The sequence below is a fragment of the Desulfobulbus elongatus DSM 2908 genome (assembly GCF_000621145.1).
Classification (GTDB): domain Bacteria; phylum Desulfobacterota; class Desulfobulbia; order Desulfobulbales; family Desulfobulbaceae; genus Desulfobulbus; species Desulfobulbus elongatus.
The window spans coordinates 55,051-71,260 of record NZ_JHZB01000001.1; the positions used below are offsets into that span (position 1 = coordinate 55,051).

Sequence of the window (16,210 nt, forward strand, 5' to 3'; positions counted from 1 at the left end):
TCTGAATTTTTATTGTGAATATATACAATCTTATTTTAGGAAGCCCGTTTATTTATAACAAGATACGACCTCTCGTTATTGGCGGGATCGATCAATCAAGTCTTTATAGAACGCTGGATGCGGCGGAGCAGGATGTCGTTCTAGATGTGGGATGTGGCACTGGGGACGCGCTCAATTATCTGAGTAAGTTTAGGCAATATTGGGGGTTTGATATCGATAATATTGCGGTTTCGTACGCTAAAAACCGGTTTGGAGCTATGGGTAATGTGGTGTTTAGAACGAAATTGATAGATCGGAATGATATTGAGGAGATTAAGCCTACTCGTGTCGTTCTCGCTGGTCTCCTGCATCACCTAACTGATGGGGAGGTGACAAGCCTCTTTTCGATGCTGAAGATAGCGTCTGGTTTGCACAAAATTGTGACTCAGGATATTGTTTATCTGCCTGGTGAACTGGTGTCAAACTTTTTTGCTCATCTTGACAGGGGGCGTTTTTGCAGGAAGCAAGATGAGTACGAGGGGTTGGTTCGGAGCTCCGGATTAGATGTCGTTTCTTCATCCATTGTGCGGTCTCATCCCAAGAACGGTCGGGCAAAATACTTGATCATGACAATTGAGGTGAAGAGATGATTTGGCGCAAGGGTGTAGCCAGGAGTATTGAGGCGCACTGGGAGAAAGTTGCGCTTCTGCTTTTGCCGTTTATCCTTGCAACTATAAATTCTTGTTGGCTTATAAATAAAAACGACATCGATGTTTGGTTTTACTACGGATATTTTCATCATTTTCTAGATTACTGGAATACATTTTCTCCTTCTGAAGGACAGACATACTATGGCACGCGTATCCCTTACACAGCGCTAGGTCATCTGGTGTATTCGCTATTCGATGCACAAGCAGCACGTTACGTGCTAAATCTTTTCGTATTTTATCCTATCGCGGTCTTTTCTCTTTTCTATGTAGTTAGGGTGCATACTTCGCGTGGTGTGGCCTTTGTAATTTCGGCTATGTTGGCAACAGATCTATTTTTTATAAGAACGGTCGGGTCAGATTATGTTGATAATGGCGTATTAATATACCAATTTATAACATTTGTTCTGTTGACTAAAGCTATTTTTTCAGAAAATCCTAATATATTTATTATGATTTCAGGATTCTTTGCGACCTGTATGGTTTTTGTTCATTTATTATCCGTGGTTTTTTTGCCGGTATTTTTTGCTTATTATTTGTTTTTTTCTATTGAAAGAAAAAAAAATAGAAATTTGTTTACTTGTTTATATATATTGATATACGGCTTGCTTGGTGCTGCTGTTTGTCTTGTAGCATGGGGGCTCCTGTTTGTATATGAAAGTGGTGGATCTTTTTTGTTTTTTCTCCCGCAAATAAAAATTTTCTTCTCAGAAAGAACTTCGTCGTATGTTCTTCCTGTTGGTAAGTTATTTCATCAAGGTTACTGGCTTGTCATTCACATGGCGACATTAATCGCAGCCGTATTATCGTTTGTGTGGCTTTGTATCAAAAAACCCTCTTTGGATCGTTATACTCTGTTCTGGATTTGCACTTATCCTGCATTTTATGCGTTGCTTGCGACGATTAAGCTTGAAGGACTTTGGTTTTTGGCGTCCAGAGATGGGCTTTACGCAACTTTCTTTTTCCCGGTAACCTACATGACATTAGGTGTCTTGATATTTAGAAACGGCCACCTGGGCATGAGAGTGGCCACTATTCTTGTGGTATTGTTTCTTTGTTCAGTAGCAATTCGGCTTCACATGGACAACGGTGCTGGAATTCAGACTTGGATTTCGATTCCGATGGTTGTGTTAGCTGCTTTCGTTGGGTTGATCGGCTTCAGTAGTTTTATGCTCAGCGCTAAGAGACAAAGGACTTCGGCTATAGCTGCCTGTCTTGTGGGATTTACAACGGTCGCGATTCCATGGAAATTTGACGGAAACAGTAGTGTCTTCGCGGCTCATGACATTATTGAGCATAAAGCGCAAGGACGCTTGCCAAAATTTTTCTGGCCAGTTCAAGCAGCAGATGCGCCCATCGACGTTGATTTTGCCAGTATTGTCGCTTCGTTTACGGAGCGTACCTGGTGGCAAGTTGGCTGGAGTTTCCCAGACTGCGTGCAAATGTATGGTCGTTCAGTTCAACCTGGCGATCTCATTGTCATTCTTAGCAGAACCCGTCTAGGTTCCAAAGATTTGGATCAATTCGAGGAGTGCATCGGGGAAATCGAAAAAACCGGAGAGGCTGTCTTCAAAGATAGGCAGGGTGAATATTACGTTCAATTTGCCGATGTACCCAAAGATGCAAAAATAAATGTTTTTTATCGAAATGGCGATAAATTGCCGAGCCAAGTCGGAATTGTCAAGGATGGTTATCGCTTTGCCCGCGATGGTGAGGCAAATGAAGGTTTTCTGACGTTCGGTCCATATGTTGAAGTTTCTCCAGGAAGATATACGATAAACTTAAGTTATTCAACTAATGCAGAATTAAATTGGTGGGATATCGTTTCTAAAAAGAATGAGACGATAACAATAGTTATGCGAGGCAATTTGCACAATACGAACGGTCGAATAACCGAGATCGGTATTAAGGTTGATCTGTCCGAGAAGATGAATGATTTGGAATTTCGTACATATTTTTCGGGCAAGGGAGACCTGTCAGTGCATAAACTTTCCATGGTACGGAGTGAGTCGAAATAGTTATTGTGTTAATCGTAAGGATAACCATGCTACGGATGATTGTTTTATTCAAAATAACTGCTGTTATAATGGATAAATAACAGTGGTTTGAAATAAGCCGTCGCAGCTTATTTGCTCGTACTGCAATAACAGTTTACCCCAACTTCAATTAGAAGGAGGGGCTCTGATGGACACAAACAGTAGAATGTTTTGAACCGAGAAATCCTTGAGCGTGGCCAGCCTGATGCTATATCTGGAAGGTAACCGCGATAGCGGGCTATATATGTGAAATGCAGTTTTGCTGAATCGAAAGGGGTGATGTATGAAGAAGGCTGTTATTACGGGTATTACCGGACAGGATGGCGCGTATCTTGCCGAATTGTTGCTGGATAAAAATTATGAAGTTTACGGCACATTTCGCCGGACTAGTTCGACCAATTTCTGGCGTGTCGAAGAACTTGACGTGCACTGTCATCCTGATTTTCACTTGATCGAATTCGACTTGACCGATCTTTCGTCCTGCATCCGCATGTTGCAGAAAACTGGGGCGGGCGAGGTCTATAATCTGGCGGCGCAGAGTTTTGTCAGCGTGTCGTTCGACCAGCCCATCACCACGGGAGATATCACCGGTATCGGTGCCCTCCGCCTGCTGGAGGCCATTCGCATTGTCAATCCCAAAATCCGTTTTTATCAGGCCAGCACTTCGGAGATGTTCGGCAAGGTGGCGGCGATTCCCCAAAAAGAGACAACCCCCTTTCATCCACGCAGTCCGTATGGTGTGGCCAAGCTCTATGCGCATTGGATCACGGTCAACTATAGGGAAAGTTACAATATTTTTGCCAGCAGCGGTATCCTGTTCAACCACGAATCACCGTTGCGGGGCTTGGAGTTCGTCACCCGCAAAATCACCGATGCCGTGGCCAAGATCAAACTCGGCAAACTGGATGTCCTGGAGCTTGGCAACATGAATGCCAAGCGCGACTGGGGCTTTGCCAAGGAATACGTCGAAGGGATGTGGCGGATGCTCCAGGCATCCGAACCGGACACCTATGTGCTCGCCACAGGCCGGACGGAAACGGTCCGGGATTTCGTGACCATGGCCTTCAGGGCGGTGGGTATCGAGGTGGCCTTCAAGGGGCAGGGCGAGGAAGAAGTCGGCATCGATACTGCGACGGACCGGACGGTGGTTCGGGTGAATCCGAAGTTCTATCGGCCCGCGGAAGTTGACCTGCTGATCGGCGATCCGACAAAAGCCAGGGAACGGCTGGGCTGGGTCCCCAAAACGACCCTGGAAGAACTCTGCGCCATGATGGTCGAGGCGGATTTACGGCGCAATGAGCGCGGGTTTTTATTCTGATATGCCACGCGCACTGATTACCGGCATCCAGGGCTTTACCGGCCAGTATCTGGCCCTTGCTCTCGAAAGCGCCGGCTACGAAGTCTACGGCATTGCTTGCGATCCGCCTCCGGCGGAGAGGACGATGCTCAAGGCGGATTTATGCGACCGCGAACAGATGCGTGCGGCAGTCGAGTCCGTGCAACCGGATGTGGTGGCGCATCTGGCGGCGATCTCTTTTGTGGCCCACGGCGACGCCGAGGCCATATACCGGGTCAATATCGTCGGAACGCGCAACCTGCTGGAGGCCCTTGCCGGCTTGCCGAAACCGCCTGCCGGCGTCCTGTTGGCCAGCAGCGCCAATATCTACGGCAATACCTCAGTTGAATTGATCGACGAGTCGGTGTGGCCCGCGCCCGCCAACGACTACGCGGTGAGCAAACTGGCCATGGAGTACATGGCGCGCCTGTGGATGGACCGGCTGCCCATCGTGATTGTCCGGCCTTTCAATTACACTGGTGTCGGCCAGGCGTCGCACTTTCTCCTACCGAAGATCGTCTCCCACTTTCAGCGGCAGGCCAGGGTGATCGAACTCGGCAACATCGATGTCGAACGCGATTTTTCGGATGTCCGCACCGTGGCCGACGTGTATACCGCCTTGCTACGGCAGGCACCGGCCGGCGAAGTGTTCAATGTCTGCTCCGGGCAGGTGTATTCGCTGAAGCAATTGTTGGCGACCATGGCGGAAATCGCCGGTTATGAGATAGAGGTCCGGGTGAATCCGGCTTTTGTTCGCGCCAACGAGGTGAAACGCCTGCTGGGAAACGACGGCAAGCTGCGGCGGACGATCGGCGAGTTCCCGGCGATTCCGCTCCGGGAAACCCTGCGCTGGATGTATGCGCATGTCTGACGCGCCACTTCGAATCGGCATCAATGCGACGGCCTTGCTGTCACCGCGCACGGGCATCGGCCAGTATATATATCATCTTGGGCGGCAACTCCTGGAGAGCGACGAAGTTGAGCCCCATTTCTTTTACGCAAACTACTGGCGCAGGACGCTCCGCAGCGAGGCTGTGCCCCATTTCTCGGCGATCAAGGACTATATCATGCGGTTTGTGCCGCAACCGTATGTCGTCTTTCGATTCCTCATGCAGATGCGATTTACAGCCGGTCTGCGGCATCATCCGGTCGAACTCTACCACGAGCCGAATTACTTCGCCTTCAAGTTCCCAGGACCTTCGGTGGTGACCGTCCACGATGCTTCCTGGGTTCGTCATCCGGAAACCCATCCCTCTGAGCGTCTCGCTGCCATCAGCCGGTATCTGCAACGATCCCTCGATGGGGCTTCGGCGATTCTGACTGATTCTGAATTCGTCAAAAACGAAATCATCGAGTTGTTCGGTGTGCCGCCGGAGAAAATCTTCCCCGTGCTGCTGGGAGTTTCTCCCGACTTTTATCCTCGGCAGCCCAAGGAGTGCCGAGACTTTTTTGCAGAACAGGAACTGACTTTCGGCAACTATGTTCTGTCGGTGAGCACCCTGGAGCCGAGAAAAAATATTTCGAGGCTCATCGATGCCTATTCGCTGCTGCCACCGGAACTCCAACGCCATTTCCCGCTCGTGCTGGTCGGGATGCGCGGCTGGCTGACCAGTGGCTTGGAGGCGCGCATGAAACCGCTGGTGGAACGCGGAGTGGTCAAACCCCTGGGGTATGTGCATGATGTCGCCATGCCGTTGATTTACAGCGGGGCGGCAGCCTTTGTTTTTCCTTCGCTGTATGAAGGATTCGGTTTGCCGGTGTTGGAAGCGATGGCCTGCGGCGTACCGGTCATTTCTTCCTCGACGAGTTCCCTGCCGGAAGTGGTCGGCGATGCCGGCATACTTGTCGATCCTCTCGATGTCGAGGCCATGTCGGCATCGTTGCACCGGATTCTCGAGGACCGTGTCGTTGCTGCGGAACTTTCGGGCAGGGGTATACAGCGGGCTGCCGGATTTTCCTGGGAAAGGACGGCCGCCGAGACGGTCGGCGTCTACCGGCGTGTTCTTGCCACGTGACCATCGGGCGATTGAATGGAAGAACATGGTATGCTCAGGCGCCTTCTTGGCGCGCAGTGGCTGGCAATCGGCTTTGTCGGCGGGGTGTCGTTTGTCCTCAGCGTGTTCATTGCCCGGCGTTTCGGCCCGGAAACCTTTGGCGTCTATGCCCAGGCGATTTCTCTCGGCAGCCTGTTGATGATTCTTGTCGACGGCGGTTTCGGCAAACTTCTGCTCCGCGAGACCGCCCGCGCATCTTCGAAACTGGAGCAATACAGCGAAGAACTGCACGGATTTGCGTACGGCCATGCCTGCATGGCCATCGTGCTGCTGGCGTTTCTGGCGATGGTCAATCCGCTCTCCTTGCACCGTCCGACCTTGCTGGCCACGGTGGGTGCTTTTGGGGTGATTGTGCTCGGACAGTTTTCGCTCGCCATTCTGCGTGGTCAAGGCCGTCTGGTGCGCGATGCCGCCTGGCAGGTGAGCAGTCGCGCGATAACAGCCGCAACCATGGCGCTTGCCCTGTGGGCTGGGGCCGATGCTCCATGGGAAGTGCTGGCCGCCCAATTCCTGGGCGCTTTCCTGTTTTTAGTGCTGATCATGCACAAGGGATGGGGCAGGCCCGACTTCCGGATTCCGAAAAGCGTTTATGCGGTTGCAGTGCCCTTGATCTGGCTCGATCTGGCCACGGTGGTCTATTTTCGGTCAGATATGCTCCTATGCGAGTTGATGGAGGTGCCGAATGCCGATGTCGGCGCCTATGGCGTGGCATTTCGTCTGGTTGAGGCCTTCTTGCTGCTGGCTTCACCGGTGGGGCTCATGTTGTTCCGCCGTTTTCGGCTGGATACGGAAGCTCCGGTTCGGGCAACCGTGATGGGCATCGCTCGCCTCACCCTGCTGGCCGGGGGGATCGGCCTGCTGATTTTCGCGGTGGCCCTGCCCACGGCGGATGCATTTTTCCCGCTGTTTTTCGGTGAACGCTTTGCGTTTTCCGGCACCTTGTTCAAGGTGCTCTGTTTCATGCTGGTGTTTGCCTTGGCCAACGGAGTACTGGGGCAGGGGGTCTTTGCCTTGGGGCTTGACCGTCGGTATGTATGGACAGCCACCGCAGCGGCTGTGTTCAATGTTGGCGGCAACCTGTTGTTGATGCCTCTCTACGGCGTCTGGGCAGCGGTATGGATGTCCGTGATCACGGAGGTGGTGGTGAGTATCGGCTTGGCCGCGGCGCTGTTTCAGGCCTGGAAGAATATCTCCCTGATGCGGCGGAGTGGCAGTGCGGTATGAATCCCTCCGCGTTGCACGTCTACCGAACCTATTTTCCGGACCCGCCGGGCGGCATGCAGGAGGCCATCCGGCAGGTCTGCCTGGCGACGAAGGCGCAAGGGATCGCGAATACGATCTACACGCTTTCCCCGTATCCGAACCCACCGGTGATCGAGCGCCCGGAAGGGCGAATCGTGCGTTCCCGGTCCTGGGCAGCCCCGGCATCATGCGACTTGGGTGGCCCCGATGCCCTGACCACTTTCCGCCACTTGGCTGCCCAAGCCGACCTCCTCCATTTTTTCCATCCCTGGCCGTTTGCCGATGTCCTGCGCCTCCTGGCCGGCCGCAAGACGCCGGCGGTGCTGACCTATGTCTCCGATGTGGTTCGGCAGCGCTGGCTGGGGCGGGTCTATGCACCGTTGATGTGGCAAACGCTGCGTGCCATGCGCGTCATCGTCGCCAACTGCCCGGCCTATGCGCAGACCAGTCCCGTGCTTTCCGATCCTGCCATCCGGGACAAGGTGCGGATCGTTCCGCTCGGGATCGTGGAGGAATCCTACCCGGCGGAAGGGGATGCAACTATCTTTTCCCGTCTGGGCCTGGCAGCGGATGAGCCGTTCTTTCTTTTTATCGGCGTTCTTCGTTATTACAAGGGATTGCATACCCTGATCGAGGCCGCTCGGCAGGTCAGGGCGCTCGTCGTCATTGCCGGATCGGGACCGGAAGGGGAAAAGCTGCGCTCTTTCGCCAGAGACAAGGCCGCAGACAATGTGCTTTTTGCCGGGCAGGTCACGGATGCGGAGAAGGTCGCCTTGATTAAGCGCTGCCAGGCGATGGTGTTGCCGTCGCACCTGCGGTCAGAAGCCTACGGCATGGTGCTGGTCGAGGCTGCCATTTTCGGCCGGCCGCTGATTTCGTGCGAGATCGGCACAGGGACTTCGTTCGTGAATGCGCACGAGGAATCCGGCTACGTTGTTCCGCCGGAACACCCGGCCGCGCTGGCCGAGGCGATGAATGCGCTGCTGCGCGATGCCGCCCTTGCCGAATCCCTGGGCCGCGGCGCGCGGGCACGCTACGAACAGCTGTTTTCCGGGCCGGCCCTGGGGCGGGCCTATGCCGATCTCTTCCGCGAGGTGGCTGGGTGCAATTGATTTCCGGAGCGAGCGGATTCATCGGCGGCCGGCTGCTGCGGGAACTGGAGCAACGTGCCGTGTCGTGCGTGGCCTTGAGCAGGCGGCCGATTCCGGGAAGAAAGACCAGCGCCGCGCCGCTGGATGATCGGGCCGCGTTGCGTGCGGCCTGCCAGGGCGTGGCAACGGTTTTCCACTGCGCTGGCCATGCCCATGCCTTTGCCGCTTTGTCGCACAGCGATGCCGAGCGGCATTGGCGGGTCAATTTCGAGGGCACGCGCAACCTGGCCGAAGCGGCCGGACAGGCCGGAGTACGGCGGTTTGTTTTTTTATCCAGCGTCAAGGCCATGGCCGAACCAGGGGATGTGTGCGTTGACGAAGGTTTCCCGGGAGAACCGGAAACCGCCTATGGACAATCCAAGCGGGCGGCGGAGGAGGCGGTGCTGGAGGCCGGCAAACGCTACGGCATGCATGTGGTCAACCTGCGCTTGGCCATGGTCTACGGTCCAGGCGGCCGCGGCAATCTCGAACGCATGGGGCGGCTGGTGCGCCGGGGCTGGTTCCCGCCTTTGCCCGAGACCGGCAATCGCCGTTCGCTGGTCCATGTCGGCGACGTGATCGCCGCCATGCTTCAGGTGGCTGAAGACGACCGGGCCAATGGCCGGACCTATATCGTGACGGGGCCGGAGGCGCCGTCCGGTCGGCAGTTGTACGATGCCCTGCGCGATGCCCTGGGACTGCCGCCCTGCCGCTGGAGCGTCCCCGAAGCCGTCTTGCGCGGCGCGGCCCGCTGCGGCGACGGCCTCGAAATGCTGTGCCGGCGGCGTGTGCCGCTCGACAGCGAGGCAATGGCCCGGCTGCTTGGTTCGTCCTGGTATTCTTCGGCGCGGATCGCGCGGGAATTGGGCTGGCAGGCGAAGGTTGCCCTGCACGAGGGCCTGCGGGAGATGTTCGGGTGCTGAAGCGCTGTTTTGATTTGATTCTGGCAGTGATCGCCCTCGTTGTCCTGGCTGTCCCCATGCTGGTGATCGCCCTGCTGGTGCGGCTGACCTCCCCCGGCCCGGTCCTCTACTGGTCGGACCGGGTGGGGCGAAACAACGTCCTGTTCAGCATGCCCAAGTTTCGCAGTATGCGCGTGGATACCCCGGCGGTCGCTACCCATCTCCTCGATGAGCCGGTGCGCTACCTGACGCCGATCGGCCCCTTTCTCCGCACCACCAGCCTGGACGAACTGCCGCAGCTCTGGAGCGTGCTGGCGGGCGACATGAGTTTCGTCGGGCCGCGGCCGGCACTGTTCAACCAGGACGATCTCATCGCCCTGCGCACCGCGCGCGGGGTGCATGCGCTCATCCCCGGCGTGACCGGCTGGGCCCAGATCAACGGCCGCGACGAACTCCCCATCCCGGAAAAGGTCAAGCTGGACGTGGAATACCTGCACCGGCGATCTTTCCGGTTCGACCTCGCCATCCTCTGGCTGACCCTGGTGCGGGTCTGCCGCCGCGACGGGGTTGCCCACTGATTCCAGCCCTTACCAACTCGCGCATGGAGGCCTGCTCGCTCCTGGCCGCTTCCAGAGTCATGACCGGGTATTCTCCCAGCACAATGGACCCGTATCCGGTGGCGATTCATAACAGTACCGCCTGGTTTTTCTGCCGCTGGTGGCTACATGCAGAAAGAGCCCCCTTGCCGTCGGCGAGTTTGTAGGGTTTTATCCCGGCATCGGCGTTTCGACTTCTAATGCCGTCAACATGGGGCGTTATCTCAAAAATCGGGTACTTCTCAACCGGGTGTTCGATTGCCGCTTGTCCGTACCCGGTTTTATACCCGGCTGTTAATGGATCAAAAAGGACAACGCTGGACAAACAAAAACAAGAAACCCCGCGAACTCTAGGAATTCACGGGGTCAATGGATGCCAGCGGACTGTGCTGGACTTTAATTTGGTGCCGAAGGCGAGACTCGAACTCGCACGACCGTGGGCCGCTACCCCCTCAAGATAGTGTGTCTACCAATTCCACCACTTCGGCGATATGTTCGTTATTTCTTTGCCGGCTGCCTCCCTGCTTCTGCCGGCGCTTCACTCGTCGCCGGCGGGCCGGCTGGCAGTGGCACGGTGAGCGGCGCCTGCTGTGCCGGCACCTGCTCTTCCTGCACCTTCAGATCCTTCATGACCGAACCCGAGCTTTTGTGGGCGGAAAGATAGGCCAGGGTGACCGACGTCCCCATGAAGACGATCGCGGCAAGAGTGGTGATTTTATTCAGCAGCGGCATGGGACCCTCGGTCCCGAACAGCGACTGGCTCGATCCGCCGAAGGTCGCGCCAATGTCCGCTCCCTTGCCGTGCTGCAACAGGACGATGCAGATCAGAAACAGGCAGACAATGGTATGGATAACGATCAGTAAGGTTGTCATCGAAAACGGACGATCCGGTCAAATGATTCGGCTTGCAAAGCCGCGCCGCCGACAAGCGCCCCGTCAATATCCGGTTGCGCCATCAGGCTGTCAATATTCTCAGGCTTAACCGAGCCACCATACAGTATTCGTGTGGCCTCGGCAACGTTTTTCTCGTATTTCCCCGCAAGGAACCGCCGCACGACACCATGAACCTCCTGGGCCTGCTCCTTGGTTGCGGTCTTGCCGGTGCCGATGGCCCAGACCGGTTCGTAGGCAAGCACGACCCGTTGCATCTGCTCGCTGGACACCCCGTGCAATCCCTGCCGCAACTGCTCTTCCAGCACGGCAAAAGTACGGCCGGCCTCCCGTTCTTCCAGGGTTTCGCCCACGCACAGCACGGGATCGATGTCGCCGGCCAGGGCGCCAAGCAGCCGGCGGTTGATCATGGCGTCGCTCTCGCCGAAAATCTGCCGCCGCTCGGAATGGCCGACGATGGTCAGACCGACGCCGATATCCGTCAGCATGGCCGGGGAAATCTCACCGGTAAAGGCGCCTTCCTTTTCCCAGGCGACATTTTGCGCGGCGACCAGCAGGGGCGTGCCCCTGACCGCTTCGCAGACTGGGGCCAAGGCGGTGAAGGCCGGGGCCACCATGACGTCGCGGTCCGGGCAGGCGCCGCAGGTTTCGGCCACGGCGCGCGCAAGCCGCACGGCCTCGGCGAGGGTCAGGTGCATCTTCCAATTGCCGGCGATCAGAGGGCGTCTGTTCATGGCAACCTCCTGTTCAAAAGGTAATCGCGGGGGACATCCGGGCGGGCCTCGGGGTATTCGGCCTTATTCCAGGGCCTTGATACCTGGCAGCACCTTGCCTTCCATCAGTTCGAGGAAGGCGCCGCCGCCCGTGGACATGTAGGAAATATTGGCGGCCTCGCCGGACAGGGTGATGGCGGCGTTGGAGTCGCCGCCGCCGGTGACGCTCAAGGCGTGCGAGGCGGCCACGGTATGGGCCAGGGCCATGGTGCCGCGGGCAAAGGGGGCCATCTCGAAGGCGCCCATGGGGCCGTTCCAGACGATGGTCCTGGCGTCGGCCAGAACCTCGTTGAAGCAGATGACCGAGGCCGGGCCGATGTCCAACGCCATCCAGTTGTCCGGGATATCCTGGATGGTCACCTGCTTGCAGACCGCATCCGGGGCAAAGCGGTCGGCGGCGATCACATCCACCGGCAGATAGATTTTTATGCCGCGCTCTCTGGCGCGGTTGAGCAGTTCGGCCGCGGTGTCGAGCAGGTCGTCCTCGACCTTGGAGGTGCCCACGCCATAGCCCTGGCTCTTGAGGAAGGTGTTGGCCATGGCGCCGCCGATGATCATCTTGTCGACCCGTTCCAGCATGTTGCGCAGGGCTTCGAGCTTGCCCGAGACCTTGGCGCCGCCGACAATGGCCACCAGCGGCCGCTGCGGATTGTCGATGGAACGGTGAAAGTACTCCATCTCCTGCTGAAGGAGAAAACCGGCCGCCTTTTCCTTGACGTGCTCGGTGACCCCGACCACCGAGGCGTGGGCGCGGTGGGAGGCGGCAAAAGCGTCGTTGACGTAGACATCGGCCAGCGCGGCCAACTGGCGGGAGAATTCGGGATCGTTCTTCTCCTCCTGGGGATGGAAGCGCAGGTTCTCCAGCATGAGGATCTCGCCGTCGTTGAGCGCCCCGGCCGCTTCCACCGCCGCCGGACCGATGCAGTCGGCTGCCAGCGGCACCGCCTGCCCCAGGAGGCGGGACAGGTGCGCCGCCACCGGCGCCAGCGAGTATTTCTCCACCCGCTGGCCCTTCGGCCGGCCCATGTGGGTGCAGACGATCACCCGCGCCTTGTGCTCCAGCAGATACCGCAGCGTCGGCAGGACGGTGCGGATGCGCAGATCGTCGGTGATCTCGCCGGCCTCGTTCATGGGCACATTAAAATCGACCCGCACCAGCACTCTCTTGCCCGCCAGGTCCATATCCCGCAATGTCTTCATTCGTGTTCCTCCCGCGCCGGCTGCATGTCCCTGGTCAGGAGCAGGGCGTCTTCGACCGGCTGACTGTAATAGTGTTTGCGCCTGCCCGTTTGCACGAAACCGGCCCGGGTATACAACTGCCGGGCCGCCTCGTTCGACGCCCGGACCTCAAGAAAACAGGTGGTGCACCCCTGTGCGGCCAATCCGGCCAGGGCCTGATCCAGCAGGGCTGTCGCCACCCGCCGGCGCCGCCATTCAGGGGCGACAACCAGGTGCAGGAGTTCGCACTCCGGCAGGCAGGTCCGGAAAAAGGCGTATCCGCCCAGCGTGCCGCCGCATATCGCCACCAGGGCGAAGCCATTGGCCGCCTCGATCTCCGCCCGCACCTGCGCCGCACTCCAGGGCGCGGGCATGGCCCGCCGTTCGATCTCTTCGACCTGGGGCAGATCCGCAGGGAGCAGCGGCCGGACGATCACACCATCCGTTCGGCCACCGAAACGGTCAGCTCGGCGAGCATGTTGGTGTAGCTGCCCAGTTCGTTGTCGTACCAGCCGTAAATCACGGCCTGGGTTAGCGGCACCTCGAGGATAGGCGGGGTGTCGCCCGTTTCGCCTTTGAAGTTCTTCAGGTTCTGCAGATTGACCCGGATGGTGGCCGTGCGGGTGTGGATTTCGGTGGACTCGATCACCACCGCCGCCCTGGGCATGCCGATGATGTCGGACGACACGTTCTGCTCCTTGGAAAAGACCAGATAGGGGCTGGTCTTGGCGTACTCCTCGTAGATCGAGTTGAGCAGGCCGCGCTTGATCGGGTTGTCGAGCTCATCCTGGAGGTTGAGGACCAGGACGATGAGCGAGCCGGTCGAGGTCGGGATGCGCACCGATTCGGCGATGAAGCCGATGGACTTCATCTCCGGGATGACCAGGCCCAGGGCCTTGGCCGCGCCAGTGGTGGTCAGGATGATATTGTTGAGGATCGACCGGTTCTTGCGCAGATCCGAGGCACCGGCGGCGGGCAGGCGATCCAGCACCTCCTGGGAGCCGGTGGCCGCGTGCACCGTGACCATGGAGGCGGACAGCATCCGGCTGGCACCGAAGTGGTCAAGCAGCGGCTTGATCATGTAGGACAGGCAGGTGGTGGTGCAGGAGGCGGCGGAGATGATGTTGTGCCGGGCCGGATCGTAATCGTCATCGTTGATGCCCATGACCGTGGTTATCGCGTCCTCGGGCATCTCCAGTCCCTTGGCCTGGATCTTGAACGGAGCCGAAACCATGACCTTTTCCGCGCCGGCCAGGAGGTGGCCGCGCGCCGAGCCCCTGCCCTCGTTGGGATCGGCGGTGGGGTCCTTGAAGGCGCCGGTGGAATCGACCACCAGCCGCACCTGATTGGCCTTCCATTCGATGTCCTTGGGATTGCGCGCCTTGCGCAGGAAGGTCACCGGCACGCCGTTGATGGTCATCGAGCCCTTTTCCTCGTCGAGGTTTTCGATCACCCGGCCGCCCTTGAAGCCATGGAGATACATGCTGAGTCGCCCATAGGTGGAGTCCTTTTCGATGGCCGCGGCGATGTCCTCAAGTCCTCCGCCGACATTCCGGCCGAGGTTGACGACGATTTCCGAGAAATACTGCCGGGAGACCTGGTTCCACAAGGTCAGCTTGCCGATTCGTCCAAGACCATTGAGCCCGAGTTTCATAAGGGATGCTCCTTTGCAGTTGGATTATGGGTGAGAACTTGTTATATGCCGGAAAGATACGACCTTGCGGCTCCGATCCGTCAGGTTGGCAAGCGTGCCGCTTTCCCCATGCATCGAAAAAAGAAAAGGCCGAGGCGCTGCCCGGCGGCTTTCGCCCACGTCCACCGCACCCCTGCCGATTGTTTCTCGATAACACATTTTCGTCTGAAAAAATACATGATTTGCGCAAGAAATACCAGCCTCGCGCCCCGGTCGGCCGTGTTTTTCCGGGACTGAAATCGCCATGCTCCTGCCGACCGACTGCCAGACCGGCATCCTGCTGCGCCGGTACAAACGGTTTCTCGCCGACGTCCGCTTGGCCGATGGGCAATCCCTGACCGTGCACTGCCCCAACTCGGGCTCCATGCGCGGCTGCTCGACGCCGGGCAGCCCGGTGCTGATCAGCAAATCGGACAATCTTCGCCGCAAGTACCCGTGGACCCTGGAGATGGTCCGGGAACAGGGGGTATGGATCGGCGTCCACACCGGCCGGACCAATTATCTCATCCGGGAGGCCCTGGAAAACGGCGTGATCGGCGATTTCGGCCCGCTGAGCTCGATCGTCCCGGAAGTAACGGTCTCCGCCGGTAGCCGGCTGGATTTCCGCCTCGAAACCGAGAGCGGCGGCACGGTCTATCTGGAAGTGAAGAACTGTTCCCTGGCCGAAAACGGGGTGGCCCTGTTTCCCGATGCGGTCACTGCCCGCGGCACCAAGCACCTGCACGAACTGGTGCGGCTGGCAGCGGCCGGATACGGCGCGGCGGTGATCTTTTGCGTCCAGCGGCACGATGCCGACCGGTTCGCACCGGCGGCCCGCATCGATCCGGTGTGCGCCGAAACCGTAGCCTGGGCGGCCGGCCGGGGCGTCCGCTTTCTCGCCTACCGGGCGGAGGTCTGCCCGCAGGCCATCACGGTGCGCGAAAAAATACCCTTTTGCCTGTCAGAATATTCGAGGGATTGCGTATGAACGAACAGCAAGCGGTGGTCCTGCTCAGCGGCGGCCTCGATTCGACCACGGTCCTGGCCATTGCCCGTTCCCAGGGATTCGCCTGCAACTGCCTCAGCTTCCGGTACGGCCAGCGCCAGGCCATCGAGTTGGACCGGGCCCAAACCATTGCCCAACACTTCGGCGCGGTCCGGCACTTGGTGCTGCGGGTCGACCTCGACGCCATCGGCGGTTCGGCCCTGACCGACGCCATCGAGGTGCCCAAGGACCGGCCCTTCGCCGAAATGGAACAAACCATCCCGGTCACCTATGTTCCGGGCCGCAACATCATCTTCCTGGCCCATGCCCTTTCCTGGGCCGAGGTCCTGGGAGCGGCCGACATCTTCCTGGGCATCAACGCCATCGACTACAGCGGCTACCCGGACTGCCGTCCCGAATTCCTCGACGCTTTCGCCCGGATGGCCAATCTGGGCACCAGGGCCGGCACCACCGGCATGCCGTTCCGCCTGCACGCGCCGCTCATCCACCTGAGCAAGAAGGAGATCATCCTCAAGGGGACGGAGTTGGGGGTGGACTACGGCCTGACCCACAGTTGCTACGATCCGGAGGGCGACCGGGCCTGCGGCCGGTGCGATGCCTGCCGGCTGCGGTTGCAGGGATTCCGCGAGGCCGGACTGACCGACCCGGCCCCCTACGTCATCCGGTAG

16 protein-coding genes and 1 tRNA gene are annotated in these 16,210 nt (G+C 58.3%); 11 read left to right on the forward strand and 6 right to left on the reverse strand.

Features of this window, described 5'->3' with window-relative positions:
* Nucleotides 1-14 precede the first annotated feature (14 nt).
* From Q362_RS18445 to Q362_RS0100300, 9 genes are all read left to right on the forward strand, one after another.
* A complete protein-coding gene (locus tag Q362_RS18445) occupies nucleotides 15-629 on the forward strand; it encodes a class I SAM-dependent methyltransferase (protein WP_028317023.1) in 615 nt (204 codons plus the stop codon).
* Nucleotides 626-2,704: a hypothetical protein gene (locus Q362_RS23315; protein ID WP_157469765.1), complete on the forward strand. Its 2,079-nt coding sequence runs from the start codon at nucleotides 626-628 to the stop codon at nucleotides 2,702-2,704. Before Q362_RS18445 ends, Q362_RS23315 begins: the two co-directional genes overlap by 4 nt.
* A 301-nt stretch (nucleotides 2,705-3,005) precedes the next feature.
* The gene (gene gmd / locus Q362_RS0100270) at nucleotides 3,006-4,040 is read left to right on the forward strand and encodes a GDP-mannose 4,6-dehydratase (RefSeq protein WP_028317025.1); all 1,035 of its coding nucleotides are present in this window, start codon (nucleotides 3,006-3,008) and stop codon (nucleotides 4,038-4,040) included.
* Nucleotides 4,018-4,929, forward strand: coding sequence for a GDP-mannose 4,6-dehydratase (locus Q362_RS0100275; RefSeq protein WP_028317026.1), 912 nt, complete (start codon nucleotides 4,018-4,020; stop codon nucleotides 4,927-4,929). Before gmd ends, Q362_RS0100275 begins: the two co-directional genes overlap by 23 nt.
* A complete protein-coding gene (locus tag Q362_RS0100280) occupies nucleotides 4,922-6,073 on the forward strand; it encodes a glycosyltransferase family 4 protein (RefSeq protein ID WP_035215154.1) in 1,152 nt (383 codons plus the stop codon). Before Q362_RS0100275 ends, Q362_RS0100280 begins: the two co-directional genes overlap by 8 nt.
* A 15-nt stretch (nucleotides 6,074-6,088) precedes the next feature.
* Nucleotides 6,089-7,336 (forward strand): oligosaccharide flippase family protein, encoded by a 1,248-nt coding sequence (locus tag Q362_RS0100285; RefSeq protein WP_084312097.1) that lies wholly within the window; start codon nucleotides 6,089-6,091, stop codon nucleotides 7,334-7,336.
* Nucleotides 7,333-8,466 (forward strand): glycosyltransferase, encoded by a 1,134-nt coding sequence (locus Q362_RS0100290; RefSeq protein ID WP_028317029.1) that lies wholly within the window; start codon nucleotides 7,333-7,335, stop codon nucleotides 8,464-8,466. The genes Q362_RS0100285 and Q362_RS0100290 overlap by 4 nt, the downstream gene beginning before the upstream one ends.
* Nucleotides 8,457-9,407: an NAD-dependent epimerase/dehydratase family protein gene (locus tag Q362_RS0100295; protein ID WP_028317030.1), complete on the forward strand. Its 951-nt coding sequence runs from the start codon at nucleotides 8,457-8,459 to the stop codon at nucleotides 9,405-9,407. The genes Q362_RS0100290 and Q362_RS0100295 overlap by 10 nt, the downstream gene beginning before the upstream one ends.
* Nucleotides 9,404-9,964, forward strand: coding sequence for a sugar transferase (locus Q362_RS0100300; RefSeq protein WP_028317031.1), 561 nt, complete (start codon nucleotides 9,404-9,406; stop codon nucleotides 9,962-9,964). Before Q362_RS0100295 ends, Q362_RS0100300 begins: the two co-directional genes overlap by 4 nt.
* Before the next feature lie 420 nt (nucleotides 9,965-10,384).
* Here Q362_RS0100300 and Q362_RS0100305 read toward each other — a convergent pair.
* The 6 genes from Q362_RS0100305 to Q362_RS0100330 all read right to left on the reverse strand — a co-directional run bounded on the left by Q362_RS0100305 (nucleotide 10,385) and on the right by Q362_RS0100330 (nucleotide 14,518).
* A tRNA-Leu gene (locus tag Q362_RS0100305) sits at nucleotides 10,385-10,470 on the reverse strand.
* Nucleotides 10,471-10,480: 10 nt separating this feature from the next.
* On the reverse strand, nucleotides 10,481-10,855 hold the full coding sequence (gene secG / locus Q362_RS0100310) for a preprotein translocase subunit SecG (RefSeq protein WP_028317032.1): 375 nt from the start codon (nucleotides 10,853-10,855) through the stop codon (nucleotides 10,481-10,483).
* The gene (gene tpiA / locus Q362_RS0100315; RefSeq protein WP_028317033.1) at nucleotides 10,852-11,607 is read right to left on the reverse strand and encodes a triose-phosphate isomerase; all 756 of its coding nucleotides are present in this window, start codon (nucleotides 11,605-11,607) and stop codon (nucleotides 10,852-10,854) included. Before tpiA ends, secG begins: the two co-directional genes overlap by 4 nt.
* A 63-nt stretch (nucleotides 11,608-11,670) precedes the next feature.
* Entirely contained in the window at nucleotides 11,671-12,846 is a 1,176-nt protein-coding gene (locus Q362_RS0100320; RefSeq protein WP_028317034.1) for a phosphoglycerate kinase, read from the reverse strand.
* On the reverse strand, nucleotides 12,843-13,301 hold the full coding sequence (rimI, locus tag Q362_RS0100325) for a ribosomal protein S18-alanine N-acetyltransferase (protein WP_028317035.1): 459 nt from the start codon (nucleotides 13,299-13,301) through the stop codon (nucleotides 12,843-12,845). The genes Q362_RS0100320 and rimI overlap by 4 nt, the downstream gene beginning before the upstream one ends.
* Nucleotides 13,298-14,518, reverse strand: a complete 1,221-nt coding sequence (locus tag Q362_RS0100330) for a type I glyceraldehyde-3-phosphate dehydrogenase (RefSeq protein WP_028317036.1) — start codon at nucleotides 14,516-14,518, stop codon at nucleotides 13,298-13,300. The genes rimI and Q362_RS0100330 overlap by 4 nt, the downstream gene beginning before the upstream one ends.
* Before the next feature lie 283 nt (nucleotides 14,519-14,801).
* Between Q362_RS0100330 and sfsA the strand changes: the two genes are divergently transcribed.
* Nucleotides 14,802-15,524 (forward strand): DNA/RNA nuclease SfsA, encoded by a 723-nt coding sequence (gene sfsA / locus Q362_RS18450; protein WP_035215105.1) that lies wholly within the window; start codon nucleotides 14,802-14,804, stop codon nucleotides 15,522-15,524.
* Nucleotides 15,521-16,210 (forward strand): 7-cyano-7-deazaguanine synthase QueC, encoded by a 690-nt coding sequence (gene queC, locus Q362_RS0100340; protein ID WP_028317037.1) that lies wholly within the window; start codon nucleotides 15,521-15,523, stop codon nucleotides 16,208-16,210. Before sfsA ends, queC begins: the two co-directional genes overlap by 4 nt.